This is a genomic window from Shouchella tritolerans, assembly GCF_025770735.1.
In the GTDB taxonomy this organism is placed as follows: Bacteria; Bacillota; Bacilli; order Bacillales; family Bacillaceae_D; genus Shouchella; species Shouchella tritolerans.
This window is the reverse complement of sequence record NZ_JAODPB010000006.1, coordinates 179,629-202,675: the sequence shown is the minus strand read 5'-3', so window position 1 is coordinate 202,675 and position 23,047 is coordinate 179,629. Positions and strand designations below refer to the sequence as shown.

The 23,047-nt window shown below is 44.5% G+C and carries 26 protein-coding genes, 1 tRNA gene, 2 rRNA genes and 1 pseudogene; 20 read left to right on the top strand and 10 right to left on the bottom strand.

The features are described 5' to 3' along the window. Together N6H06_RS19035 and rrf are read left to right on the top strand one after the other, a co-directional pair. Window positions 1-114 (top strand): 23S ribosomal RNA (locus N6H06_RS19035); the annotation flags it as partial. A gap of 306 nt (window positions 115-420) precedes the next feature. Continuing rightward, a 5S ribosomal RNA gene (gene rrf / locus N6H06_RS19030) occupies window positions 421-536 on the top strand. 89 nt (window positions 537-625) lie between these two features. Here rrf and N6H06_RS23200 read toward each other — a convergent pair. The 5 genes and pseudogenes from N6H06_RS23200 to N6H06_RS19010 all read right to left on the bottom strand — a co-directional run. Then, window positions 626-832, bottom strand: a pseudogene (locus tag N6H06_RS23200) (helix-turn-helix domain-containing protein); the annotation flags it as partial. Between the two features lie 4 nt (window positions 833-836). Further along, window positions 837-1,121: a cupin domain-containing protein gene (locus N6H06_RS19025; protein WP_213029569.1), complete on the bottom strand. Its 285-nt coding sequence runs from the start codon at window positions 1,119-1,121 to the stop codon at window positions 837-839. Window positions 1,122-1,152: 31 nt separating this feature from the next. Next, a complete protein-coding gene (locus N6H06_RS19020) occupies window positions 1,153-1,395 on the bottom strand; it encodes a helix-turn-helix domain-containing protein (protein ID WP_062750394.1) in 243 nt (80 codons plus the stop codon). A gap of 40 nt (window positions 1,396-1,435) precedes the next feature. Beyond that, the gene (locus N6H06_RS19015) at window positions 1,436-2,884 is read right to left on the bottom strand and encodes a serine hydrolase (protein ID WP_263707707.1); all 1,449 of its coding nucleotides are present in this window, start codon (window positions 2,882-2,884) and stop codon (window positions 1,436-1,438) included. 392 nt (window positions 2,885-3,276) lie between these two features. After that, window positions 3,277-3,987 (bottom strand): MgtC/SapB family protein, encoded by a 711-nt coding sequence (locus N6H06_RS19010; protein ID WP_062750392.1) that lies wholly within the window; start codon window positions 3,985-3,987, stop codon window positions 3,277-3,279. A 129-nt stretch (window positions 3,988-4,116) separates the two neighbouring features. On the opposite strand from N6H06_RS19010, the gene N6H06_RS19005 reads away from it, so the two are divergent. From N6H06_RS19005 to N6H06_RS18995, 3 genes are read left to right on the top strand one after another with little or no spacing between them, the layout of a single operon-like run. Beyond that, on the top strand, window positions 4,117-4,500 hold the full coding sequence (locus tag N6H06_RS19005) for a fluoride efflux transporter FluC (RefSeq protein ID WP_062750391.1): 384 nt from the start codon (window positions 4,117-4,119) through the stop codon (window positions 4,498-4,500). Beyond that, complete coding sequence (locus N6H06_RS19000) at window positions 4,497-4,841, top strand: fluoride efflux transporter FluC (RefSeq protein ID WP_064505362.1); 345 nt, start codon at window positions 4,497-4,499, stop codon at window positions 4,839-4,841. Before N6H06_RS19005 ends, N6H06_RS19000 begins: the two co-directional genes overlap by 4 nt. 17 nt (window positions 4,842-4,858) lie before the next feature. Continuing rightward, window positions 4,859-5,995, top strand: a complete 1,137-nt coding sequence (locus N6H06_RS18995; protein WP_213029567.1) for a trans-sulfuration enzyme family protein — start codon at window positions 4,859-4,861, stop codon at window positions 5,993-5,995. Window positions 5,996-6,068: 73 nt separating this feature from the next. Here the strand turns inward: N6H06_RS18995 and N6H06_RS18990 are convergent, their stop codons facing one another. Next, window positions 6,069-6,212: a hypothetical protein gene (locus tag N6H06_RS18990; RefSeq protein ID WP_193754535.1), complete on the bottom strand. Its 144-nt coding sequence runs from the start codon at window positions 6,210-6,212 to the stop codon at window positions 6,069-6,071. Between the two features lie 551 nt (window positions 6,213-6,763). Here N6H06_RS18990 and N6H06_RS18985 point away from each other — a divergent pair. The 6 genes from N6H06_RS18985 to tsaD all read left to right on the top strand — a co-directional run bounded on the left by N6H06_RS18985 (window position 6,764) and on the right by tsaD (window position 10,508). Continuing rightward, window positions 6,764-6,837: transfer RNA gene (locus N6H06_RS18985), tRNA-Met, on the top strand. Window positions 6,838-6,906: 69 nt separating this feature from the next. Continuing rightward, window positions 6,907-7,899, top strand: coding sequence for a thiamine-phosphate kinase (gene thiL, locus N6H06_RS18980; protein WP_213029566.1), 993 nt, complete (start codon window positions 6,907-6,909; stop codon window positions 7,897-7,899). 4 nt (window positions 7,900-7,903) lie between these two features. Next, window positions 7,904-8,371, top strand: coding sequence for a tRNA (adenosine(37)-N6)-threonylcarbamoyltransferase complex ATPase subunit type 1 TsaE (gene tsaE / locus N6H06_RS18975; RefSeq protein ID WP_263707706.1), 468 nt, complete (start codon window positions 7,904-7,906; stop codon window positions 8,369-8,371). Further along, window positions 8,356-9,075 carry a tRNA (adenosine(37)-N6)-threonylcarbamoyltransferase complex dimerization subunit type 1 TsaB gene (gene tsaB / locus N6H06_RS18970; RefSeq protein ID WP_263707705.1) on the top strand — a complete coding sequence of 240 codons (720 nt, stop codon included), beginning with the start codon at window positions 8,356-8,358 and terminating at the stop codon, window positions 9,073-9,075. Before tsaE ends, tsaB begins: the two co-directional genes overlap by 16 nt. 4 nt (window positions 9,076-9,079) lie before the next feature. Beyond that, window positions 9,080-9,523 carry a ribosomal protein S18-alanine N-acetyltransferase gene (gene rimI / locus N6H06_RS18965; RefSeq protein WP_263707711.1) on the top strand — a complete coding sequence of 148 codons (444 nt, stop codon included), beginning with the start codon at window positions 9,080-9,082 and terminating at the stop codon, window positions 9,521-9,523. Further along, window positions 9,501-10,508, top strand: a complete 1,008-nt coding sequence (gene tsaD / locus N6H06_RS18960) for a tRNA (adenosine(37)-N6)-threonylcarbamoyltransferase complex transferase subunit TsaD (protein ID WP_263707704.1) — start codon at window positions 9,501-9,503, stop codon at window positions 10,506-10,508. Before rimI ends, tsaD begins: the two co-directional genes overlap by 23 nt. 34 nt (window positions 10,509-10,542) lie before the next feature. Here the strand turns inward: tsaD and N6H06_RS18955 are convergent, their stop codons facing one another. Beyond that, window positions 10,543-12,456 (bottom strand): ABC-F family ATP-binding cassette domain-containing protein, encoded by a 1,914-nt coding sequence (locus N6H06_RS18955; protein WP_213029562.1) that lies wholly within the window; start codon window positions 12,454-12,456, stop codon window positions 10,543-10,545. Window positions 12,457-12,623: 167 nt separating this feature from the next. On the opposite strand from N6H06_RS18955, the gene N6H06_RS18950 reads away from it, so the two are divergent. From N6H06_RS18950 to tatC, 3 genes are read left to right on the top strand one after another with little or no spacing between them, the layout of a single operon-like run. Continuing rightward, window positions 12,624-13,259, top strand: a complete 636-nt coding sequence (locus N6H06_RS18950; protein ID WP_062750383.1) for a redox-sensing transcriptional repressor Rex — start codon at window positions 12,624-12,626, stop codon at window positions 13,257-13,259. 16 nt (window positions 13,260-13,275) lie between these two features. Beyond that, on the top strand, window positions 13,276-13,467 hold the full coding sequence (locus tag N6H06_RS18945; protein ID WP_011245729.1) for a twin-arginine translocase TatA/TatE family subunit: 192 nt from the start codon (window positions 13,276-13,278) through the stop codon (window positions 13,465-13,467). Between the two features lie 22 nt (window positions 13,468-13,489). Continuing rightward, window positions 13,490-14,236, top strand: a complete 747-nt coding sequence (gene tatC, locus N6H06_RS18940; protein WP_062750382.1) for a twin-arginine translocase subunit TatC — start codon at window positions 13,490-13,492, stop codon at window positions 14,234-14,236. A 259-nt stretch (window positions 14,237-14,495) separates the two neighbouring features. Here the strand turns inward: tatC and N6H06_RS18935 are convergent, their stop codons facing one another. Together N6H06_RS18935 and N6H06_RS18930 are read right to left on the bottom strand one after the other, a co-directional pair. Continuing rightward, window positions 14,496-14,690 carry a hypothetical protein gene (locus tag N6H06_RS18935; protein WP_062750381.1) on the bottom strand — a complete coding sequence of 65 codons (195 nt, stop codon included), beginning with the start codon at window positions 14,688-14,690 and terminating at the stop codon, window positions 14,496-14,498. 9 nt (window positions 14,691-14,699) lie between these two features. Beyond that, window positions 14,700-15,422, bottom strand: a complete 723-nt coding sequence (locus tag N6H06_RS18930; RefSeq protein ID WP_094423683.1) for a CPBP family intramembrane glutamic endopeptidase — start codon at window positions 15,420-15,422, stop codon at window positions 14,700-14,702. A 229-nt stretch (window positions 15,423-15,651) separates the two neighbouring features. Between N6H06_RS18930 and groES the strand changes: the two genes are divergently transcribed. Continuing rightward, window positions 15,652-15,936: a co-chaperone GroES gene (gene groES / locus N6H06_RS18925; RefSeq protein ID WP_011245736.1), complete on the top strand. Its 285-nt coding sequence runs from the start codon at window positions 15,652-15,654 to the stop codon at window positions 15,934-15,936. Between the two features lie 34 nt (window positions 15,937-15,970). Continuing rightward, complete coding sequence (gene groL / locus N6H06_RS18920; protein ID WP_062750379.1) at window positions 15,971-17,611, top strand: chaperonin GroEL; 1,641 nt, start codon at window positions 15,971-15,973, stop codon at window positions 17,609-17,611. A 373-nt stretch (window positions 17,612-17,984) separates the two neighbouring features. On the opposite strand, the gene N6H06_RS18915 is transcribed toward groL, so the two are convergent. After that, window positions 17,985-18,884 (bottom strand): LysR family transcriptional regulator, encoded by a 900-nt coding sequence (locus N6H06_RS18915; protein WP_062750378.1) that lies wholly within the window; start codon window positions 18,882-18,884, stop codon window positions 17,985-17,987. A 187-nt stretch (window positions 18,885-19,071) separates the two neighbouring features. On the opposite strand from N6H06_RS18915, the gene N6H06_RS18910 reads away from it, so the two are divergent. From N6H06_RS18910 to N6H06_RS18895, 4 genes are all read left to right on the top strand, one after another. Beyond that, on the top strand, window positions 19,072-19,407 hold the full coding sequence (locus N6H06_RS18910; protein ID WP_062750377.1) for a VOC family protein: 336 nt from the start codon (window positions 19,072-19,074) through the stop codon (window positions 19,405-19,407). Between the two features lie 27 nt (window positions 19,408-19,434). Then, complete coding sequence (locus N6H06_RS18905; RefSeq protein WP_213029560.1) at window positions 19,435-20,352, top strand: NADP-dependent oxidoreductase; 918 nt, start codon at window positions 19,435-19,437, stop codon at window positions 20,350-20,352. A gap of 350 nt (window positions 20,353-20,702) precedes the next feature. After that, window positions 20,703-22,607, top strand: a complete 1,905-nt coding sequence (locus N6H06_RS18900; RefSeq protein ID WP_062750375.1) for a BglG family transcription antiterminator — start codon at window positions 20,703-20,705, stop codon at window positions 22,605-22,607. After that, window positions 22,604-23,041, top strand: coding sequence for a PTS sugar transporter subunit IIA (locus tag N6H06_RS18895; protein WP_062750374.1), 438 nt, complete (start codon window positions 22,604-22,606; stop codon window positions 23,039-23,041). The genes N6H06_RS18900 and N6H06_RS18895 overlap by 4 nt, the downstream gene beginning before the upstream one ends. Window positions 23,042-23,047: the final 6 nt, after the last annotated feature.

The window sequence follows — 23,047 nt, the reverse complement described above, 5'->3', positions numbered from 1 at the left end:
TCCCATGGCGTAAGCCAGTAAGACCCCTTAGAGATGATGAGGTTGATAGGTCAGAAGTGGAAGCGTGGCGACACGTGGAGCGGACTGATACTAATCGGTCGAGGACTTATCCTATACATTCTTGACAATTGAGTATTTCGGATTTAGTTTTGAAAGAATCACCGATTCTTTCCATATCCTTCAGTGCAGACGAAACGATTCGCCGCATCTGAAGTAAAACGATTGACAAAGAGAAGCAAGAAGGTCGAGGATCGGAAGTGTTCGACTGAAGGAGCGTACTAACGTACGTGACTGAAGAAGAATCACGAACGAGACGAAGAGATTCGCCGCTTATCTGAAGTCAAAAAAGAACTACGAAGAGAAGCGAGGAGTTCGAGGACAGGAGTGCTCGAAGAAATTCGCCGCTTATCTGAAGTAGGGTCCGGTGACAATGGCAAAGAGGTCACACCCGTTCCCATGCCGAACACGGCCGTTAAGCTCTTTTGCGCCGATGGTAGTTGGAGGCTTCCTCCTGCGAGAGTAGGACGTTGCCGGGCAATGAAAAAGACACCTGAAAGGTGTCTTTTTTGTTATGTGTAGGAAGCAGCGGATGAATATTGCCTATTTCTGACGGCGCTTCAAATTCGAGGAGAGACAGCAATTCGACGTTTAGTGTTTTGGCAAGCTTACGAAAAATCGACAAAGAGGGCTCCGCCCAATTCCGTTCAATTTGCGAAATGTAGGCAGGGGTGACACCGATCAATTCAGCCAAAACCGTGGAGGACAGCCCCCGCTCACGTCTTAAATCTCTGATTTTCTCTCCCTTCAGTTTAAATGAAACGTTTTTGTTCAATGAGCTAGCCTCCTATCGCGGACTTGTTAATCCATAGAATGGCCGTCGGGGTTTCACCTGGATTAAAAAGATAATGTCCGGTGTTCCTAGGTATAAAAATGCTGCCACCTTCTTCAATAGTTACGGCTTCATTGCCATAGCGGTATTCAAGCTGGCCTTCGCGGACATAAATGCATTCGTCCGTATCCATAGATACTTCCTCCGTCGTGATCCGTTCATGAGGAGGGACAGAGAGACGGAGCACTTCGATTTCTGGAGGCTGAGCGCTTCGCCATGCCAGCGGTGTCAAAACCTCACATTCTTGGGCCAGATTGAGAAACTTAATTGATGGTCTCTCTTTTTTTCCGCAGTACGACCACCTCATCAGTTGTTTCTTCGGCAAATAGCATTGTTACCGGAATGTCCAGCTTCTCAGAAAGGTGACGGAGCATCGGTAAAGACGGCTCCTGCCGGTTGTTTTCTAGATTGGACAAATAACCCGGTGTGATTCCAATCTGTTTGGCTAGTTCAGTTAGAGTAAGGCTTTTTTGTTTTCTTGCTTCTCGTAATAGATCTCCCAACATGACTTTTTCCCCTTTGGCGATTTCCGTCCTAGCCTATAGTTCAGACCTCTTGTTTCTTTATGAATTCGATCGGTTCGACTGCGCTTTCAAACGGGATGCTTAACGAGTTAATCTGGCCATCAAAGCCCGTAGCAAAGGAAATGGGAAGTGGACCGCTCAATAATTCAAAAGTAAAAATGTCATAGTGCAGATGTTTGACACCCATTGAATTGTCGTGATAGGTCATGTGCAGTGCGTCGCCTTGAACCGTAATGTAGATATCTCCATAGCCAGGGTGAGTATACGTCCCTGCATACTCCTCTAAAGGATGGCTGCAAGGCTTGTTTTCGATTTTTGTATCATAGATCGCGTAAAGCTGACCCTTCATCGCAGTTAGTAAAGCGTTCATTCCATCTTGGTATGAAGAAAACCAATTGTTTTGGCCTTGGCAGTCTAAATAGCGGTCATATACTTCCATAGATAACGCCGTTCCGAACAAATTGCTATTTGCGTTCGTCAAAATGGCGATGCCAATATTTTCATCTGGCATAAAGGAGATTAATGCAGAGCCTCCATTCACATTTCCGCCGTGATCCACCACTTTATGACCGCGGAAAGAGTCGACCGTCCACCCGAGCGCATAACCAACCCTCACTCGTTCCGGGAAATCAAATGGCAGGATCTGATAGGGAATGACCGGCTTGAACAGTTCTTGAAAAGTGGGCGGATCGATCAACGGATGGTCTTCTGCTTTACCGCCACTCAGATTAAAGGCGATCCACTTGGCCAATTCGATAATGGTCGTATTAATGGAACCGGCGGGCCCCATTGCATCGATCAGCAATGGCACATTTTCTTCATTCACGCCATCCTCGTTCGGCGTATACAATCTCGCGTATTTGCCGCTTGGATCTGGATATGGAATGCGGAAGCTGTAATCTTGCATGCCCAGCGGCGCAAGTAGTTTCTCTTCGACGAATTGTTCCCATGTCTGGCCGCTAATTTTTTCAATTAAATAGCCAATGACGGCATACATTTGATTTTGATACTGAAAACCGCTTCTGAACGGGATATTGTTCTTTAAATGACGAATCCGGTTGACCGCTAAATCTTCACGGTTCATATCATCCCATTGAACCCACATAAACTCGTGCCTTGGAAGCCCTGTTCTGTGGCACAGTAAATCACGCGTCGTGGCCTGTATCGTAGCGACCGGGTCGAAAAGCTCAAATTCCGGCATATACGTCCGGATCGGCGTATCTAAATTTAATTTCCCTTCACTTACTAAAATCGCGGCAGCAGCTGCTGTGAACGACTTGGTAGAGGAGCCTATAGGCAGCAGATGATCTTGTGTCATTGGAATGTTTTGTTCCAAGTTGGCATATCCAAAAGCTTCGGAATAAATGACCGCACCATTTTTGATAATGGCGACCTGTGCGCCGGGTACGTTCATGTCGGACATTGCGGCTTGGATAGTATCATCTAGACCTTTCAATATGTCGTTGCTCATGTTTATTCCTCCTAGAGGTATCGGTTTTGTTTAACAACAGATGGGATGCAACACTGAAGAGTTAAATAACTATTCTATCATTTTAAAGGAAAAAATATAAATATAAAAATCGCATATTTTATTTTCATATTAATATTTTAGAGACTTGGTATTTTAATAGAGTATGTACGAACGCTATCAGTCCGACGTGTGGGCAATAAAGGTCGGAATTTTTCAGGCTCTGCCGGATCCACTACAACGTTACTGTGAGCAACAGTCGAACCTATGCAGCTGTTTCGGGTGATATGGGCATATAAAAAAACGCGAGCCGCGCGGGTTCTAGCCTGAACAGTCCAGAAAAGCAAAGAGCAACTCCCATGGAAAGGAGTCGCCAGCTGTCCTTGGCAATCACATTACCGTTGTTCGACTGCCACTGATTTTACATGTTCAATTTCCTTGACGAGATCGTATAACTCTGTCATGTACATTGTCCTTGGAATCGAAAGAGACATGTCTAGTTGTTGGCCGCCTTGGTCAATATCTTTTATTTTCACGTCTCGAATTACGATGTTTCTTTGTTTCCGTTCTTTCCAAGTACTTTCTCTTCGTTGCAGTCGTTTAATCAAGTGTGTAGAGTCTGCTTCTTCAAACATGACAACGCGAAGGGCAACATCCACTTGGCTTAGTGATGTAGGACCTATGTGTTTTAACAAAGCTGGAATGAAGTTAACTGCAATGAGAATGAGTATGACTGTGATAAGGGCTTCGACGTAAAAACCGGCGCCAATGGCAATGCCGATTCCAGATGCTGCCCAAATCATGGCTGCCGTTGTTAGTCCGGAAATAACATCGTTGCTTCTGCGTAGAATAACCCCTGCTCCAAGGAAACCAACGCCACTGACGATTTGAGCAGCAAGTCGCATTGGGTCCATGTTTTGCGTTCCTTCACCAGCGGATGAGTAATGCATGTATGCTTCTACTGAGACGATGGTGATTAAACAACTAGCGATGCAAATGACCATGCTTGTTTTTAAACCGAGTGGCTTATGTTTGATTTGCCGATCAATGCCAATCAGGAAGCCTGAAAACAGGGCGGCGCTTAATTTTAGTAAAATAATATCCATGTTATCACCTTCTTTATTAAGTATCAGTTTATCTATATGGGAAAATGAATGGGCTCATTCAAAACAAGTTGTCTAAAGGAATGGACTTATAGTAAAATCGGTTTAATCTTACAGAATGGGGCAAATTACGTGAAACTTGTCTATACCTACGCCGCCATCGCTTTAGGAGGCGCCCTCGGTAGTGCTTTTCGTTTTATCTTAACGATTATCTTCCCTTTTCACAACTGGCCATGGGGAATTTTTACTGCAAATCTCGGCGGATGTTTTCTTTTAGGTTTTCTTAATCCGATTTTACATTTGAGGAAATCTGTTCCTCTTGCGGTGAAAAAAGGCATGACCGTCGGATTGATTGGCGGATTTACAACGATGTCCACGTTCGCGGCTGATACGATCGCCATGTTGGAAAACGGTCATTTGTTTGGAGGAAGCGTTTATTTGTTGGCCACTGTTACAGGGGGAATTGGCTTTGTCGCGCTCGGATCTGTTTTAGGAGCAAGAAAGTGGACGAGATGATGTATATAATGATTGGTGGCGCAGTCGGGGCGTGTTTACGGTTTGCTGTAAGTGAGTGTTGGTTGAAATATAGAAAGAAACCTCAATTAATGACGGCGGTATTTATCATCAATATTAGTGGTTGTGTGATGTTAGGATGGGTTTTGGCCAGCCCTTTGCCGGAAGGGATTGAGTTGTTGTTTGTTAGTATGTTGGGTGGATTTACGACGTTTTCGACTTTTTGCATGGAAGCATATGAGCTATGGGGCCTCAAAAAGCGTAAACAAGCAATGATTTACTTGGTTACATCTATTATCGGCTCGCTGTTTGGTTTTATTGTTGGATGGAACCTAAGAGCATAGGAGAGAGGGAGAGAAGCGTGGAACCATTTTTTAATACAAAATCTGTCCATTTTTTGCAAAAAGAAAAAGGGGAAAATCAAAGCAAAGCACGGCCTATTTACCAAACTTCAGCCTTTGTTTTTAAGGATTTAGCCGATATGGAACAATATTTCGAAGGCGAAAAGGACTATTTGTATACCCGGTATGGAAATCCGAATACAGATGACCTTGGCAAAGGGGTAGCTTTGCTTGAAGGTGCAGAAGACGGAGTAGCTACTTCTTCAGGGATGTCGGCTATTCTTTGTGCAATATTAGCTTTTTGTAAAACAGGTGACCATCTAATTGCGACGATGGATGTGTATGGAGGCACGTATGCTTTGCTTGAGAAAGAGCTTTCTTTATTTGGAATTGAAGTAAGTTTTGTTCATCCAAACGAAAATTGGGAAGCTTATATAAAAAGCAATACAAAGGGCGTATTTGCCGAAACGATTTCCAATCCCCTTGTTCGAGTAGAGAACTTGGAGGGTTTGATTGACACAGCTAAAAGACATGACCTCTTAGTAATCGTTGATAACACGTTTGCGACGCCATATTTGTTGCAGCCTTATGCGTTAGGAGCAGATTTGGTCATCCATAGTGCTACCAAATATATTGGCGGGCACAGTGATGTAACCGCCGGTGTAATCGTAGGCAGACAGGAACTTGTCAATCAAGCGAGGGCACGTGTGATTGCGTTAGGCAGCAACTTGAGCCCATTTGAAGCATGGCTTGCCTGCCGCGGCCTTAAAACGCTTGCTCTGCGCATGGAAAGACAATGCCAAAATGCAGCCGAGCTGGCTACAACGATGCAGGAGACGGATGGCGTGAAGCATGTTTACTACCCACCATTTGTCTCTGAAAAAGGAAACGGGGCGATTGTTAGCATTGAGCTTGAACAGAAGGCTAGTGTCGAACGCTTTTTTTCCGCCTTTACTTTCGTTAAAGTTGCACCCACATTAGCTGGAGTAGAAACGTCGATTTCTTATCCATTAAACACATCCCACCGGTCTGTACCTGAAGAAATGAGAAAGGCATTAAACATTGGGACGCATCTTATCCGGATTTCAGTAGGAATTGAGGATGGCCAAAACATTGTTGCCGAGTTTCAGGAAGCAGTAAGGAAAAGCTTGCTATAAAAATAACAGCAGTAAACTAAAAAAAACGGCGGATATATCCGCCGTTTTTATATATCGTAGCCAAACGAAAAAGTTATGATCTGTGGTTGCCTGAGAGAATAGAATCAATAAACTGCGTAAACATCGGCAAATCCACTGCGATTAGTGCTGGCAAGAGAACAATTCCAAGTATAAGCGCGACAGGTGTGAGCAGGATCATACGTAATGCTCGTTTCATAAAATCATCTCCTTTTTGTCACGAAACTGTCATGAAAAAGACTTGAAATTTACTATACTCCTATTTTCAAAGAAACACAACCAATTTTATTTGCTTTTTTATCAAAAAATCATTGTTATTATAAAATAAATATGGTATATTAATTGTTGTCGACGGAAATGCTAGTAGCTAAACACTACAGTGCGAAGTGAGTTGTCTCGACGCAAAAATCTTCTTTGAATGATCAAGCAGAGGAAGAGACAGTCATTCTCTTTCAAACAATAGCAAAGCAAAATCCCATTTATTTATAGCGACGCGGGGTGGAGCAACGAACGAAGTGAGTTGTCTCGACGCAAAAATCTTCTTCGAATAATCAAGCAGAGGAAGAGACAGTCATCCTCTTTCAAACAATAGCAAAGCAAAATCCCATTTATTTATAGCGACGCGGGGTGGAGCAACGAACGAAGTGAGTTGTCTCGACGCAAAAATCTTCTTCGAATGATCAAGCAGAGGAAGAGACAGTCATCCTCTTTCAAACAATAGCAAAGCAAAATCCCATTTATTTATAGCGACGCGGGGTGGAGCAGTCTGGTAGCTCGTCGGGCTCATAACCCGAAGGTCGGCGGTTCAAATCCGTCCCCCGCAATACCAAAAGCTGAGGCTGATGTCTCGGCTTTTTTCTGTTTTAGAGCCTTTTAAAGAAAGGGGTACTGACATGGACGATGAATTTTCCTTTATTCGCAGTATCGTGCCGCGGGAAACATACCAGGAGAGGCTAAAGCGTGGGATTGGGGATGATGCGGCTGTTTATGCAGGAAAGGATGCTTGGGATGAAGTTGTTTGTGTAGATGCCATGGTAGAAGGTGTCCACTTTCGTAAAGACACATTAAGTCCGTTTCAAATTGGCCGAAAAGCGCTTGCGATCAATGTCAGTGATTTGGCGGCGATGGGAGCCGTTCCCCAATTTTATTTGGTTTCGATTGCGATCCCCTCAAGTTGGAGCGACGAAGAACTGACAGCACTTTATGATGGAATGAGGGCAGTTGGCGACCGTTACGGCATGGATTTAATTGGCGGCGATACAGTCTCCATAAAAGATTCCCTTGTTCTTTCTGTGACAGCAATAGGACGTGTCAAGCAAGGTCGCGCTCTTTTCAGAAGCCAAGCTCAGCCGGGAGATGTCGTATTTGTAACGGGGCCTGTTGGCGGATCTGCGGCTGGATTGGAGTTGCTTGATCAGCGGGGCCGGTTTGGGGTATTTACAGAACAGGAACGACAGTATGTGCAAATGCATCAGGAACCAGTCCCACAAGTGGAAATGGGAAAGATGTTGGCTGAACAACCTTATCGAGTAGCGCTCAATGACATTAGCGACGGGCTGGCGAGCGAGAGTATGGAAATCGCAGAAGCGAGCGCTGTCCAACTCGTACTGGATAAACAGAAAGTGTTGGCGCTTTCTCCGCAAATCGATTCTGTTTTGCCGGAAAAAAGGGTAAAATGGAGTTTGAATGGCGGAGAGGATTTCCAGTTGGTGGGGACAATGACCGATAGCGCATTTTCATCTTGCTGTGAAGCAGCACAGCAGCAAGGAAGGCATTTATATAAAATAGGGTTTGTCCGCGCCGGAGAGCCAGCGGTTTTCTTGGCTTCTGAAACAGGTGAACAAGCGCTGCAAATGAGTGGATACAATCATTTTAAACGTAGGTGATGACATGACTAACTGGAGAGCAGAAACAAATTCAGTTGAGGAAACGATTGAGCTAGCTGCGGCACTTGGAAGCATGTTAAAGCCTGGAGATGTCGTGACGCTCGATGGCGACCTTGGGGCAGGAAAAACCCATTTTGCGAAAGGTATTGCCGTTGCTCTTGGCGTAAATGGTGTCGTTAATAGCCCAACGTTTACGATCATTAAAGAATATGAGGGCAAGATGCCCTTTTATCATATGGATTTATACCGAGCAGAAGGACAAGTTCAAGACTTAGGATTGGAAGAATATTTCTATGGGGACGGCGTAACGGTTGTAGAGTGGGCAAGCCTTTTGGAAGAAGCGCTTCCGAACAACCGGTTTGCTTGTACGATTCATTTGCTTGGTGAAACAAAAAGGGAGCTGATCCTAAAACCAGTCGGCGAGGGGAATCGGACACGTTTGGAGGGGCTCATGCAATGGCAAAAATTTTAGCAATGGATACATCCTCCTATAAGCTTGGTGTCGCTGTAAGTGATGGTGATACCGTTATAGGGGAATACATGACACAGTTGAAAAAGAATCATGCCCTGCGGCTCATGCCTGCTGTAGAAGCCCTTTTACAAGAGGTAGGGATAAAGCCAGGCGATCTTGATGTTATTGCAGTTGCGAAAGGTCCTGGTTCTTACACAGGAGTGCGGATGGCGACAACAGCTGCGAAGACATTGGCTTGGACGCTGGGCCTTCCGCTTGTGGCGATTTCCACGATTGAGCTTATGGCACAAGCAGGTGCCTATTTTAATGGCTATGTTGTCCCGATCATTGATGCGAGACGACAAACGGTGTTTACAGGTGCTTATCGCAGTGGGGGGGCTCGGGACATAACGATGGAACTGCCTGATAGGCATAGCTCTTTAACAGACTGGCTCTCCGATTTGCAAACGCTCGATGGCCCGTTTTTGTTTGTCGGCGAGGATACCCGTCTTCACCGTGAAACGATTGTGGCAACACTTGGGGAACAGGCTGTATTCGCCCCTAGGATGCTTGCTGATGCCCGGCCTGGCGAGCTGTGTGCGCTTGCGAGCAAGCGGGAGCCTGTTCAACATGTCCATGCGTTTGAGCCAATGTACTTGCGCCAAGCAGAGGCGGAGGTGAACTGGCAGCGTGCACAAAAGGACAGACACGAAGGCTTATATTAGACAAATGGTGCTAGATGACATCGACGAGGTGCTGCTGATTGAGCGTGATGCCTTTACGACGCCATGGGAAAGGGAAGCTTTTGAAACAGAGCTGACGAAAAACCAATTCGCTTGTTACTATGTTGTCGTCGTAGACGGGAAAGTCGTTGGTTACTGTGGACTGTGGAAAGTGATGGATGAAGCGCAAATTACCAATGTGGCAGTCTCTTCCGATTACCGCGGCCATTCTTATGGAGAAAGCTTAATGCGTTATGCGATGGAGTGGTTAAAGGCACTGGGCGTCGTGAGCCTATCCTTAGAAGTGCGCGTATCGAATACGTCAGCCCAGTCTTTATATCAAAAGCTTGGTTTCCGAAAAGCTGGAATTCGAAAAAATTACTACGCAGACAACCAAGAAGATGCGTGGGTCATGTGGGTGAAGCTAAATGACAACGATACTAGCAATTGAAACGAGTTGCGACGAGACGGCAGCGGCCGTCATTGAAAATGGCGATACGATTCGCTCGAATGTTGTCGCGACTCAAATGGAAAGCCATGCCCGTTTTGGCGGGGTAGTGCCGGAAATAGCCTCTAGGCACCACGTAGAGGTAGTGACTGCCGTCGTAGAGGAAGCGTTGGGAAAAGCGAATGTGACTTACCAGGATTTAACGGCTGTTGCAGTGACTGAGGGACCGGGTCTTGTCGGCGCTCTTTTAGTAGGTATCCATGCTGCTAAAGCGATTGCTTTTGCCCATGGTTTGCCGCTAATCGGCGTTCATCATATTGCTGGGCATATTTATGCAAACCAACTCGTTACGAAGCTACAGTTCCCGTTGCTCGCCTTAGTCGTTTCCGGGGGGCACACGGAACTTATTTATATGGAGAAAGATGGGCATTTCCAAGTAATTGGGCAAACGCGGGATGATGCAGTGGGAGAAGCATACGACAAAGTCGCCAGAGCTCTTGCCTTGCCTTACCCAGGCGGCCCGAATGTGGAACAATTAGCGGATACAGCGGAAGCGGCACTTGACTTGCCGCGGTCGTGGCTGGAAAAGGACAGCTATGATTTTAGCTTTAGCGGCCTGAAGTCGGCTGTGCTCAACCGGCTGAACAATGACAAACAGCGGGGAATCGAAACCGACCGGGCAGCGCTCGCAAAAGGGTTTCAAGAAAGTGTTGTTGACGTCCTGGTTGCTAAAACGGTAAGAGCGCAAACGCAATTTGACGTTAAGCAAGTAGTACTTGCCGGTGGAGTGGCTGCTAATAAGGGGCTGCGCAAAGCACTGACAGAGGCGTTTGCCAACAAAGACGTAACGTTATTGGTTCCGCCGCTATCATTATGTACGGACAATGCTGCGATGATCGGCGCCTGTGCCCATAGCATGTGGTTACGTGGCATTTCTGGGAATATGGCCATGAACGCGCGGCCAGGGTTGCCCCTTTCCTCATTTTAAAAACAAACAGCCTAATAACTCTAGGCTGTTTGTTTTATGTCGATAGCATTTCCCATTCTTCCATTAATGTTTCGAGAGCGTTGTTTTGCTGCTCGAGTTCGGCTTGGATCGTTTGCGCCTTTTGATGATCGGTATAAACGTCTGGGTCAGCAAGTTGTTGGTGAAGAGTGGAAATGGAAGCTTCAATTTGTTCCATTTCTGTTTCAATTGCTTCAATCCTTCGCTTTTTTTGCCGCTCTTGCCGTTTGGCCTCTTTATCAAGCTGAAACGTATTTCGGTCTGTCTCCGCTGCCTGTTTTTTTGGGGTTTCTTCTTTTTTCAAGGCAGCACGCTCGGCGTTTTGCCGTTTTTTTTCAAGATAGTCATTGTAATTGCCCAAATAGACATTTATGCCACCTTGATCCAATTCGATAACTCGCGTCGCGAGGCGATTAATAAAGTAACGGTCATGGGAAACAAATAAAATGGTCCCTGGGTAGTCAAGCAGTGCGGCTTCCAATACTTCTTTAGCATCCAAGTCCAAGTGGTTTGTTGGCTCGTCTAAAATGAGAAAATTGGCTTGCTGCATCATTAATTTGGCGAGTGCGACACGCGCTTTCTCGCCGCCGCTTAGTGAGGAAACGGATTTTAGTACGTCTTCGCCAGTAAATAAAAATCGCCCAAGTACCGCGCGAATGTCTTTTTCGGGAGTAGAGGGATACTCGTCCCATAATTCATGCAAAATGGTTTTGTTGCTCGACAGTTTTGCTTGTTCTTGATCGTAGTAGCCAATAACGACATTGCTGCCGTAAATGATCGAACCTTTTTGTGGAGAGAGTTGTTGCGTGATTGCTTTTAATAACGTCGATTTGCCTGCTCCATTTTCACCAATTAAACCGACTGATTCACCTCGTGTTAATGATAAATGCAAGCCTTCAAAAACCGTGTCTTGTTCGTATCCGACAGCCAAATCACGAATGGTGAGCACGTCATTTCCTGTTTGCTTGTTAATGCCGAACGAAAAAACAACTGATTTTTCGCCATCTGGACGATCAATCATGTCCATTTTTTCGAGTTGCTTTCTTCGGCTTTGGGCCCGTTTCGTAGTCGAAGCACGGGCAATGTTTTTGGCAATAAACGTTTCTAATTTGGCGACTTCCTCTTGCTGTTTCTCGTATTGTTTGACTGCTTGTTGATAACGTTTTGCTTTTTCGTCGAGGTAATGGCTATAATTCCCATAAAATGTTGTGGTTTTGCCCCGTGATAATTCCACTGTCTTGGTTACAAGCTTGTCCAGAAAATAACGGTCATGGGAAACGACTAAAATCGCCCCAGAGTAGTTAGCCAAATACTGTTCGAGCCAAGACAATGTTTCCATATCCAGATGGTTCGTTGGTTCATCGAGGACAAGAATATCTGGTTTTGAAAGGAGCAATTTGGCTAAAGCGAGCCTTGTTTTCTGCCCGCCGCTAAGCGTGGAAATCGCTGTGCTGTAATCCAAATGATGAAAATGGAGTCCGGCCAGCACACTGCGGATATCTGCTTCGTATTGGTAACCACCGGAATCTTTAAAAGCGAGCTGCAACTGGTCATATTCTGCAAGCAGTTTTTGGTAACTGTTTTGCCCTATCGCCTCTGGATTGGCCATTTGCTGTTCCAACGAACGGAGTGAGCGTTCCATTTCCAATAGCGGCGCAAACACTTCAAGCATTTCATCCCAAATGGAACGGTTTGAAGCAAGCCCAGTATGCTGGGCAAGGTAGCCGATTGTGGTTTGCTTAGGGATGACGATTTCGCCTGTATCTTGGCTAATTTCGCCGGTAATAATTTTTAAAAGCGTCGATTTGCCTGCCCCGTTTCGCCCGACTAAGCCGACTCGATCTTTCGCCTGTACTTCTAATTTCACCTGTTCGAGCACAGGTTCGGTGCCAAAAGCCTTTGATACGTTTACGCATTGTAGTACAATCATAAAAAGCAAACCTCGCGTTCATAATAAGTTCTTTAATAAGTGTACATCAATTTGGACACAAACAACAATAAAGGTTCATAATGAGAGCTCTTTCATTTTAGCGAAAATCGTGTACAATAGAGTTGAATCATGCTGCGCCAGCAGCCAAAGCTCAGAAAGGGGCGGACATGAAATCAGAACAACTGAAGATTCCTCAGGCAACAGCAAAACGCTTGCCGCTTTATTACCGCTTTATCGAAAGCTTGCATGCTGCCGGAAAACAGCGGGTTTCTTCAACTGAATTAAGCCAGGCAGTGAAAGTAGATTCTGCAACAATTCGAAGAGATTTTTCCTACTTTGGTGCGTTAGGAAAAAAAGGGTATGGGTATAATGTCCAATATCTCCTTTCTTTTTTTAGGGAGACGTTAGACCAAGATGAGCGGACAAACGTGATTTTAGTCGGTGTAGGAAATCTTGGAACTGCATTATTGCAGTATAATTTTTCGAAAAACAACAATACCGTAATTACCCATGCCTTTGATGTCGATGAAAAGAAAATTGGTACGCAAGTCGGCGAAGTTCCCGTGTATAACTGGGACAAGCTTGAAGAAATTGGGTTGCAAAATGTTTCGATCGCCGTTCTGACTGTGCCTGCTTCCCAGGCGCAAAAAAGTGCCGACCGTCTCGTAAAAGCGGGAATTGAAGGGATCCTAAACTTTACCCCAGTGCGCTTATCAGTACCAGCACATATTCGCGTTCATCATATCGACCTTGCAGTGGAACTGCAAGCGCTTGTTTACTTTTTAAAGCATTACCCACTATAAGAAGGAGGCAACAACAATGGGAGGACTTTCTGTAGGGAGTGTCGTATTAATTGCACTTGTCGCATTGCTGATTTTCGGGCCGAAAAAGCTGCCGGAACTCGGAAAAGCAGCGGGAAGCACATTGCGTGAGTTTAAAAATGCTACCAAAGGATTAGCGGATGACGATGATGATACCAAATCAACAAACGTCCAAAAAGAAAAAGCGTAAAGGCAGAAAAGGGCGTGTCCCAATGGAAGACATGTCCATTATGGATCACGCGGAAGAGCTAAGGCGCAGGATTTTTGTGGTCCTCGCCTTTTTTATTGTCGCGCTTGTTGGCGGTTTTTTCTTGGCGGTCCCTGTTATTACGTTTTTGCAGAACTCCCCCCAAGCTGCCGATATGCCGTTTAATGCTTTTCGATTGACCGACCCACTTCGTGTCTATATGAACTTTGCTGTGATAACGGCGCTTGTGCTTATTATCCCAGTGATTTTGTACCAATTATGGGCGTTTGTTTCACCGGGATTAAAAGAAAACGAACAAAAAGCGACGCTCGCATACATTCCAATTGCTTTCCTTTTGTTTCTGGCAGGCATTGCTTTTTCCTATTTTATTTTATTGCCTTTTGTCATTTCCTTTATGGGGCAAATGGCCGACCGCCTGGAAATAAATGAGATGTATGGAATCAATGAATATTTTTCATTTTTGTTCCAATTGACAATCCCTTTTGGGCTTTTGTTTCAGCTTCCCGTAGTTGTGATGTTTTTAACGAGGCTAGGAGTGGTCACGCCAGCATTTTTGCGGAAAATCCGTAAATACGCATATTTTGCCTTGCTTGTGATCGCTGGCATTATTACACCACCTGAATTGACTTCGCATTTGTTTGTTACTGTGCCGATGTTTATTTTATATGAGATCAGTATTACGATTTCGGCGATTACACACCGAAAATACCATGGAAACACCGATCAGAATGGTCAAGAAAGCGCTAGATGAAACAAACACACAAAACACGTTTTTCAAAGTAAAAAACGTGTTTTTGCGTTGCTGCCAATAAATGTTTTAAAGGGTAGCACTGCTTTTTGCAAAACCGTGGTAAATGATTCATGTAATGCCGTTTCCAGTATGAGCCAATGCTGTACTCTCTGCTATAAAAATTGAAAGAAAAAGAAAAGCTGCATGCAGGAATGTAACCCGCTTGCAGCTTCAGATTGTAGGCGAATGCTCGAAACGTCGTCGTTTTGCCCTTAAAGTCTTATTGATTTGGTTTCTTTTTAAACCCTCGTTGAAGATTGAGCCAGCCCACGTACAAATCGACAGCTGCGATAAAGGCAGTAAGATAAGACATAAATCCCCAGCCATTTTGGTTGACGTTAATGAACGTCAGCGCAATGAAGCCAACCCCAAGCAACAAATACGATAGACCTATAAAAATTGGCGACTTTGTCATAGGGCACCCCTAAAAGAATAACTGGATAAAGGATGACTGCTGCTCGTATTGCTCCATAATCTCCGTTAGTTGCTCAGCAAACACGACTTGGACAATGACGACAAAACTGTTGATCGCCATATGGGAGATAATAGGTACAATAATCCGTTTCGTTTTTACGTATAAGAAGGCAAACGAAAAACCCATAGCAGCATATATCAAAATATGTTGAAAATCAAAGTGGATGACAGCAAAAATAATCGAGCTTATGAGCGCCGCAACAAAAAAATTGGTGCGGACATAAATCCAGCCAAAAATGGCTTTTCGAAAAACAAGTTCCTCAATAATCGGGCCAAGAATCGCCACAACAAGAATAAAAGGCAAAAAATCTTGGGCGACTTGAACCAGTTGCGCAGTATTTTCAGACCCTTGGTCAATCCCAAGAAGCTGTTGCTCAATCAAGCCGGCAACGGTTTGTGTCGCAAATACAAGGAAGATACCGATAAGCGACCAAGCAATTGTTTCTGGAACAGTCGCTTTCTTTCCAGGAAGGCCCCCGCCTCTGTCTTCGTCTTTGCGTAAAATAAGGAGGATGGCGATTAAACCAATCGTAAATGTAATAATGGATGACAAGCCGATGTTCAAGGCGCCGGAAATGGCAAAATAACGCATCAGCAGCCAGCTTACAAAAATAGCCAGACCAGTCTGCATGACGATATAAGCAAACACGACGAGTAAATAACGTTTTGTCACAGCGTAACTCCTTTAACATAATCAGACTTTCGTTGCTTCATCATACCATAGTTTATCCATAAATTCAGTGAACAGCACTTAGAATAAAAATCTCTTGTAAATCGACAAAAAAAGTCAAGCAACCCCCTTGCAAAACAAGTGGGGAATGATTATTATAATAATTGTGTTAGCACTCATCGAATCCGAGTGCTAATAAGACTACATACGTCTTCAAAGGAGGGTGTTTTCCTTGTTAAAACCATTAGGAGATCGCATCATCATTGAGCAAATCCAATCTGAGGAAAAAACTGCAAGTGGGATTGTTTTGCCTGATTCTGCAAAAGAAAAGCCGCAAGAAGGCAAGGTTGTTGCTGTCGGCACAGGTCGCGTTACAGACAACGGCGAAAAAGTGGCACTTGAAGTAAAAGAAGGCGATTCAATCATCTTCTCTAAATATGCAGGTACAGAAGTGAAGTATGAAGGCACAGAATACCTCATTCTTCGCGAGAGCGATGTACTAGCGATTATTGGCTAAGTAAGGGAACTAACACACTAGGAGGCGAATACAAATGGCTAAAGATATTCAATTTAGTGAAGAAGCGCGCCGTTCCATGCTTAAAGGCGTAGATACTCTTGCAAATGCAGTAAAAGTAACGCTTGGGCCTAAAGGGCGCAACGTTGTTCTTGAAAAGAAATTCGGTTCACCACTCATCACAAATGACGGTGTGACGATTGCAAAAGAAATCGAACTTGAAGATGCTTTCGAAAATATGGGTGCTAAGTTGGTTGCTGAAGTAGCAAGCAAAACGAACGATATTGCTGGTGACGGAACAACGACTGCGACAGTCCTTGCACAAGCAATGATCCGCGAAGGCTTGAAAAACGTTACTTCCGGAGCAAACCCAATGGGCATCCGCAAAGGAATTGAAAAAGCAACGGCTGCTGCAGTCAAAGAGCTTAAAGCAATTTCAAAACCAATCGAGGGCAGAGAGTCCATTGCTCAAGTTGCGGCAATTTCTTCTGCTGATGAAGAAGTCGGACAAATCATTGCAGAAGCAATGGAACGTGTCGGCAACGATGGCGTTATTACAATTGAAGAATCAAAAGGATTCTCGACAGAGCTTGAAGTAGTAGAAGGTATGCAATTTGACCGTGGCTATGCTTCTCCTTACATGGTGTCTGACTCAGACAAAATGGAAGCAGTCCTCGACAACCCATACGTTCTGATTACAGACAAGAAAATCACGAATATCCAAGAAGTGCTACCTGTACTTGAACAAGTGGTACAGCAAAGCCGTCCCGTTTTAATTATTGCTGAGGATGTTGAAGGCGAAGCGCTTGCGACACTTGTATTGAACAAGCTTCGCGGTACATTTAATGCTGTAGCGGTAAAAGCTCCAGGATTCGGCGACCGTCGCAAAGCAATGCTTGAAGATATTGCCATCCTTACTGGTGGCCAAGTGATCACTGAAGACCTTGGGCTTGATTTGAAATCGGCCACAATCGAATCGCTTGGACGCGCAGCAAAAGTCGTTGTAACAAAAGAAAACACAACGATTGTCGAAGGCGCTGGCGACCCAGAACAAATTTCTGGCCGCGTCAACCAATTGAAAGCACAAGTAGAAGAAACAACTTCTGAATTTGATAAAGAAAAATTACAAGAGCGTCTTGCTAAACTTGCTGGCGGCGTCGCTGTTCTTAAAGTAGGCGCAGCTACTGAAACAGAAATGAAAGAACGCAAGCTTCGCATTGAAGACGCCCTAAACTCTACACGCGCTGCTGTAGAAGAAGGCATTGTTGCTGGTGGTGGTACAGCACTTGTCAACGTTATCAAAGCGGTTCAAGCAGTTGACGCTACAGGTGATGAAGCAACAGGCGTAAACATCGTGCTCCGCGCTCTTGAAGAGCCAGTTCGCCAAATTGCCCACAATGCTGGCCTTGAAGGCTCTATCATTGTAGAGAAGCTTAAAGCTGAAGAGGTTGGCATCGGCTACAATGCGGCTACAGGCGAATACGTGAACATGGTTGAAACGGGCATTCTTGACCCAGTAAAAGTGACGCGTTCTGCTCTACAAAACGCAGCAAGTGTTTCCGCAATGTTCCTCACAACTGAAGCTGTTATCGCCGATAAGCCAGAAGAAAACGCTGGTGGCGGCGCCGACATGGGCGGCATGGGAGGAATGGGCGGCGGAATGCCAGGCATGATGTAAGGCATTCTTCCACCTTGGGGTGCCTTGCGCGCCCCTTTCCTTATAAAGAGGTGAAGGTTGCTTGTTAGCTAGCAACCTTCAAGCCTGTCGACAAAGTTTCGGTTTTACCGAAACAGTCGGCAGGCTTTTTTTGTACAATAAAGGATGGAAAACCATTAGAAGGTAAGCACTGCTAATGGAGAGCGTTTAGATTAAAAAGCTAACTAAAAAAGGGAACCCCAACGTGGCCCATGGCTTTTACGCATTCAAAAATTTAGTAGTGATAACGTCCCTCTTGTTAAGTAACTAGAATTGTTGTTGAATTATCAGGTCTACATCCTTTTGTAGTTCTAATTATTAGTGATCTCCTTAATAAGCAGATGTAGTTGGAAGATTATGAGACTCCGTTTTTTTGATTCCGAAATTCGTTAAAATAATCGTACATAAAATCTCGAAATTGCCGTGCCGCACTGGATAAGTAACGGCCTTCAAGCCATGCGATTTGGTAAGTACGCTGGCACACTGGATTGTCAATATGCAAAAGGTGAAACGGTACCTGTTTGTCTTCTATAAACGTTTCTGGTAAAAAAGCAACGCCAATCCCAGTACGAAGGAAATGACTTATTGCAGAAAGTTCGTCAACTTCGCAAACGATATTTGCGGAAAACCCCGCCTGTTTACAAAAATCATCTGTCATTTCTCGAAAAGGATTCCCCTCTTTTATGTTTATAAAAGCATCATCTGCCAATTCACTTAGGTCAATGCTTTTCCGATTTGCAAATCGATGGGTGAAAGGCACAGCCAGTAAAATTTCTTCAGTGAGAAAGGATTTCCCGCTTATTCCCTCGACTTTCAATGGGGGAAACGTAATGCAAAAATCAATATCGCCATTCCTTAGTTGTTTTATCTTTTCATAAGATGAGGCTTGATTAATTTGGAGCTGAATGTCAGGATGCTTGGAAATGAAAGTGCCAATGAGGTCAGAAAAGCATTTATGAGTAGTCGTTGATAAAAAAACACGGCCTCTTTCCATCCCTGCTAGATCCTCGATTTCTTTTCTTCCGTCTTCAAGTGCCGTTAGCGCCATTTCTACTTTTTCGAGAAATACCTTTCCAAACGAATTCAGTCGAATATTCCTTCCCTTGCGGTCAAACAACGGTACGCCCAAGTCTTCTTCCAACCGAGCAATCGTCTTACTAAGAGCGGGTTGGGCGATACGAATTTCTTGGGCTGCTTTTGTCATATGTTCCAACCTGGCAACAGTTCGGAAATAATACAGTTGTAGCAGCTCCATTATGTTCACTCCTTTTTCATATACTTAAGGTTATTTATTTATATAGATAGATATATTTTAATTTATTTATTATTTATCATAAGATAATCATTGCAAGATGACAAAGAGAACATATTCCCTACTATGTCTTGTTGGCTTTTCAAATCGTTGTTCTCTGTAAAATATGGATGAAGAGGGAGAGGGAACTATGAAATTAAACCACATAAACCTTACCGTTACTGACGTAAATGCTACGCGAGAGTTTTTGGAGAAGTATTTCGATGTACATGCACGAAGCAGTAGTGATTCTTTCGCAATCATGGCCGATAAAAACGGGTTTTTGCTCGCCTTGATGAAAGGCTCTCAAATCAACTATCCAAAGGGCTTTCATATAGGTTTTGAGCAAGAGAGTGAAGAGCAGGTAAATAAAATCAATCAACGATTGATGGAGGATGGGTTTAAAGTTAAACCGCCAAAAAGGGCTCATCGTTGGACTTTTTATGTTGAAGCCCCTGGAGGATTCAAAGTTGAAGTTTTCCACTAAATCAATATTAAAAAAGGGGTGTGTTCGATGCGAGCAGCGGCATTTACTAGTTACGGCCCTCCAGAAGTATTACGTGTAATGGAAATGGATGACCCGCAAGCTGGAGCCGGTCAAGTTCGTGTCCAGGTTAAAGCAGCTGGCGTCCAACCATTTGATTGTGCAGTGCGTAGTACGGGTTGGGCACCGCCGGGGCTACAGATTGCTTTTCCACAAATTCTCGGCAACGAATTCTCTGGGATCATCGATCAAGTTGGGACAGGCGTTACCAGTTTCAATGTCGGTGATGAGGTTTTAGGCTGGGCGTTAATCGCTTGTTATGCCGAATATGTAGTTGTCAATGTCGAGCAAATTGTAAAAAAGCCTAAGGAAATGCCATGGGAACATGCAGGTGTTTTAACAGCTTCTGGGCAAACCGCTTACACGGCATTACGCAAGCTGGGTGTTTATAAGGGAGACACTGTATTGATTCATGCTGCAGCAGGGGGAGTTGGCAGTTTTGCGGTACAACTGGCGAAAGCATGGGGAGCGGCAACAGTCATAGGCACTGCCAGCGAACGCAATCACGATTACCTTCATTCATTAGGCGCGATCCCTGTTGTCTATGGAACAGGGCTTGTTGATAGGGTGCGTTCTCTCTCCCCCAAAGGTATAGATGTGGCTTTAGACGCTGCGGGTAACGATGCGTTAGTTGCTTCTGTAAAGCTGGTTAAAAATAAGGAGCGAATTGGCACAATTGTTACGTTTGATCGTGGAGAAGAACTTGGCGTTCAACTGATACGAAGTGAACGTTCAACGGAGCAGCTGTCCGAACTTGTAACCCTTTATGTTCAAGGAAAGATAAAAATCCACGTTCGAAATACATTCACACTTGAGCAGGCAGCAGATGCCCATCGGGCAGTTGAAACGGGGCATGGTTGCGGAAAAGTTGTCCTGACCATTGACTAAATTTAAACCATTTATGATATTCGGAGGCTGTTCCCAAAGCAAATTTTGGGAACAGCCTCATGTTCATTTTTTTACAGAAAAGCTGTAAATAGAGGGATAAGTCCTGCAAATCGCTTACATGGGCTAAGTCGAAAAACCAATTGGAGCTAGTTTGGTTTTTTTTAGTATAAACGGGCACACTATTTTTTGCCAACTCCTTCTAAAAACAAGAGCTTAAAAATCCCTTGTCTTTGGCTTGGCAGATGTAAAGTTATTTGACAACAACCATCACTTTCTTGCCACAACTGTGATAAACTTCACTCTTTAATTACAGACAGCCACAAGATATGATTACAGCAAGGGTGATGAAGATGTTATCGTCCAGACAAAAAAGCGTTTTAACGAAATTGCTCCGCAGCAACCACTATGTCACTATTGAGTTTTTGGCGAAATGGCAAAATGTTAGCGGTCGCACCATACGTTATGACTTAGATGCGATTGATGACATGTTAAAACAGGCAGGTGCCCCCTTAAAACGGGAGCCTGGCAAAGGCGTATTTTTGCATGTTGGTGAGGAAAAGCGTGCTGAACTGTTCCGTATTGCTGAAGGCCATCAAGTCTTTTTTGATAAAAATGTTCACATTGCGATGATGAGCTTGTTTGCTGTTATGCATGAAACAGTAACGATCCAACAGTTGGCGGATGAATTCCATTTAAGCCGGTCAAGTATTCAAAAATATTTACCTGATATTGAGGAGACACTTGACCGTTTTGGTTTGCAGCTGGCAAGGCAGGCTCGCAAAGGGTTTTTTGTGAATGGGACAGAGCGGAGCATCCGACGGGCCATTTTTCATTGGCTTACAGACAAACAGGTTGACTTAGAGCGAGTGGAACGCTGGTTTGATTGTGAAAAGGATGGCGATCGCGGCCAAATTGATAGGTGGCTTCGTTCTTGCCAAGAGGATCGGCAAGTGTTTTATAGCGAGGTCTCCTTACGTGTATTGACGATTTTTCTTTGTTGGTGGTATGAGCGAATATTGCACGGCCATTATGTGTATATTCCTCAGGAAGAGCGGGAAGCAGGACACCGCCTTGGTGAATTAAGCGAAGTTGTTTCCGCGCTATGCGATAACCGTGTTGCTGAGCACGAGCAGGCATTTCTGAACACGCTGCTAGGACAAGCCAAAGTCGTTTCCTATAAAAATGATGCCGTTTTAGGGGAGAGTTATCAGAAGGAAAAAGATTTTTGCACGTATTTGCTCGAACAAATTTCTACTATTCTCCAAGTCGACTTGTTAAAAGACAAAAAACTGATGAATGACTTGGTTTATCACATGAAAGCGGCTTTTTTACGGATTGAACAAGGGCTTGTCATTGACAATCCGTATACGGAAGAAATTAAAGTTCGGTATCGTGCCATTTACGAAATGGTCCACCAAATTACAGCGGATATGGGGTATACGCTTGTAGCTGCGGAAGTCGCTTTTATTACGATGCATGTGAGCGCTGGCTTTGACCGTAGCAAAAGCAAACGGTTTTTGCCGACTGTGATTGTCGTTTGTTCAACGGGGCTTGCCACTTCTTCCATTTTGACCACAAAACTGCAACAGGCTGAGCCTGGTTTCCATTTAATTAACGTGGTGAACACCGATGATTTAGAAAAAGCACTTGAAGAAAGTGATGTCGACTTTGTCTTAACCACACAAGAGCTGCCGATCAAACAATGGAATGACACGAAAATTTTCCGTGTGAGTCCACTGTTAAATGACGAGGACAAACGGACGATTCAGCACGAAGCGCAAAAAATGATTAATCGCAAACAGCTCGCTTGTTTCAATCAAGTATATGCCCATGCTTCAGCCGTTGAGCCAACGCTTTTTGATGAGACGGTTCATACTGCCGACACGAGCGACTGGAAGGAAAGCATTGCTCTGGCGGCAGCGCCGCTGCTCAAGGCCGGCTACATCCGCCAAGGGTATGTACAAGAAATGATTATGTCTGTGGAACGGAATGGCACGTACATGGTGTTCTTGCCAAAGGTAGCGTTTGTCCATGCTGGACCAGAAAATGTCATTAAAGAAGGCATTAGCATGACCATATTTGAACACGAAATTGATTTTGGCTCTTTTAACCCTGAACGTGTGGAAGTGGTGATCGTGCTTGCGATTAAAGAAGCACATAACCAGGATTTCTTGCAACTTTTCCGCTATTTGGAAACACAAGAGAAAAGAGAGCAGCTTATAACGAAATGGATTGGGAGGAAGAGTGCAACATGACAGAAGAACTAATAAAAAAAGAACATGTTGCGGTTGGCGTTCAAGCAGAAGACTGGGAGAGGGCCATTGAAGCATCAGGTTCCTTGCTGGTCAAGTCAGGAGCGGTAACTTCAGAGTATGTCAAGCAAATGATTGATTCCGTCAAAGAAAACGGGCCTTACATTGTCATTGGCCCTGGGATGGCGATTGCCCACGCCCGACCTAGTGAGGCGGTGCATACGGATGCCGTTTCGTTAGCGATCTTAAAAGAGGCTGTGCCGTTTGGCAATGAAGAGAACGATCCAGTTGACCTTGTCTTTTCATTTTCGGCAACGGGAGCAGAGTCCCATTTGCATTTGATTGAGAGGCTATCGCGTCTTTTGCTTGATGAAGAAAAAGTCGGTCAGCTGCGTGAAGCAAAATCAGCCGAGGACGCGTATCAAATTATTTCATAAGGAGTG

Coding starts and splice junctions, on each gene's coding strand:
- N6H06_RS19020 (WP_062750394.1), bottom strand. CDS start 1,395: ATGTTGGGAGATCTATTACGAGAAGCAAGAAAACAAAAAAGCCTTACT.
- N6H06_RS19015 (WP_263707707.1), bottom strand. CDS start 2,884: ATGAGCAACGACATATTGAAAGGTCTAGATGATACTATCCAAGCCGCA.
- N6H06_RS19010 (WP_062750392.1), bottom strand. CDS start 3,987: ATGGATATTATTTTACTAAAATTAAGCGCCGCCCTGTTTTCAGGCTTC.
- N6H06_RS19000 (WP_064505362.1), top strand. CDS start 4,497: ATGATGTATATAATGATTGGTGGCGCAGTCGGGGCGTGTTTACGGTTT.
- N6H06_RS18990 (WP_193754535.1), bottom strand. CDS start 6,212: ATGAAACGAGCATTACGTATGATCCTGCTCACACCTGTCGCGCTTATA.
- thiL (WP_213029566.1), top strand. CDS start 6,907: ATGGACGATGAATTTTCCTTTATTCGCAGTATCGTGCCGCGGGAAACA.
- tsaE (WP_263707706.1), top strand. CDS start 7,904: ATGACTAACTGGAGAGCAGAAACAAATTCAGTTGAGGAAACGATTGAG.
- tsaB (WP_263707705.1), top strand. CDS start 8,356: ATGGCAAAAATTTTAGCAATGGATACATCCTCCTATAAGCTTGGTGTC.
- rimI (WP_263707711.1), top strand. CDS start 9,080: ATGGTGCTAGATGACATCGACGAGGTGCTGCTGATTGAGCGTGATGCC.
- tsaD (WP_263707704.1), top strand. CDS start 9,501: ATGACAACGATACTAGCAATTGAAACGAGTTGCGACGAGACGGCAGCG.
- N6H06_RS18955 (WP_213029562.1), bottom strand. CDS start 12,456: ATGATTGTACTACAATGCGTAAACGTATCAAAGGCTTTTGGCACCGAA.
- N6H06_RS18950 (WP_062750383.1), top strand. CDS start 12,624: ATGAAATCAGAACAACTGAAGATTCCTCAGGCAACAGCAAAACGCTTG.
- N6H06_RS18945 (WP_011245729.1), top strand. CDS start 13,276: ATGGGAGGACTTTCTGTAGGGAGTGTCGTATTAATTGCACTTGTCGCA.
- tatC (WP_062750382.1), top strand. CDS start 13,490: ATGGAAGACATGTCCATTATGGATCACGCGGAAGAGCTAAGGCGCAGG.
- N6H06_RS18935 (WP_062750381.1), bottom strand. CDS start 14,690: ATGACAAAGTCGCCAATTTTTATAGGTCTATCGTATTTGTTGCTTGGG.
- groL (WP_062750379.1), top strand. CDS start 15,971: ATGGCTAAAGATATTCAATTTAGTGAAGAAGCGCGCCGTTCCATGCTT.
- N6H06_RS18915 (WP_062750378.1), bottom strand. CDS start 18,884: ATGGAGCTGCTACAACTGTATTATTTCCGAACTGTTGCCAGGTTGGAA.
- N6H06_RS18910 (WP_062750377.1), top strand. CDS start 19,072: ATGAAATTAAACCACATAAACCTTACCGTTACTGACGTAAATGCTACG.
- N6H06_RS18905 (WP_213029560.1), top strand. CDS start 19,435: ATGCGAGCAGCGGCATTTACTAGTTACGGCCCTCCAGAAGTATTACGT.
- N6H06_RS18900 (WP_062750375.1), top strand. CDS start 20,703: ATGTTATCGTCCAGACAAAAAAGCGTTTTAACGAAATTGCTCCGCAGC.
- N6H06_RS18895 (WP_062750374.1), top strand. CDS start 22,604: ATGACAGAAGAACTAATAAAAAAAGAACATGTTGCGGTTGGCGTTCAA.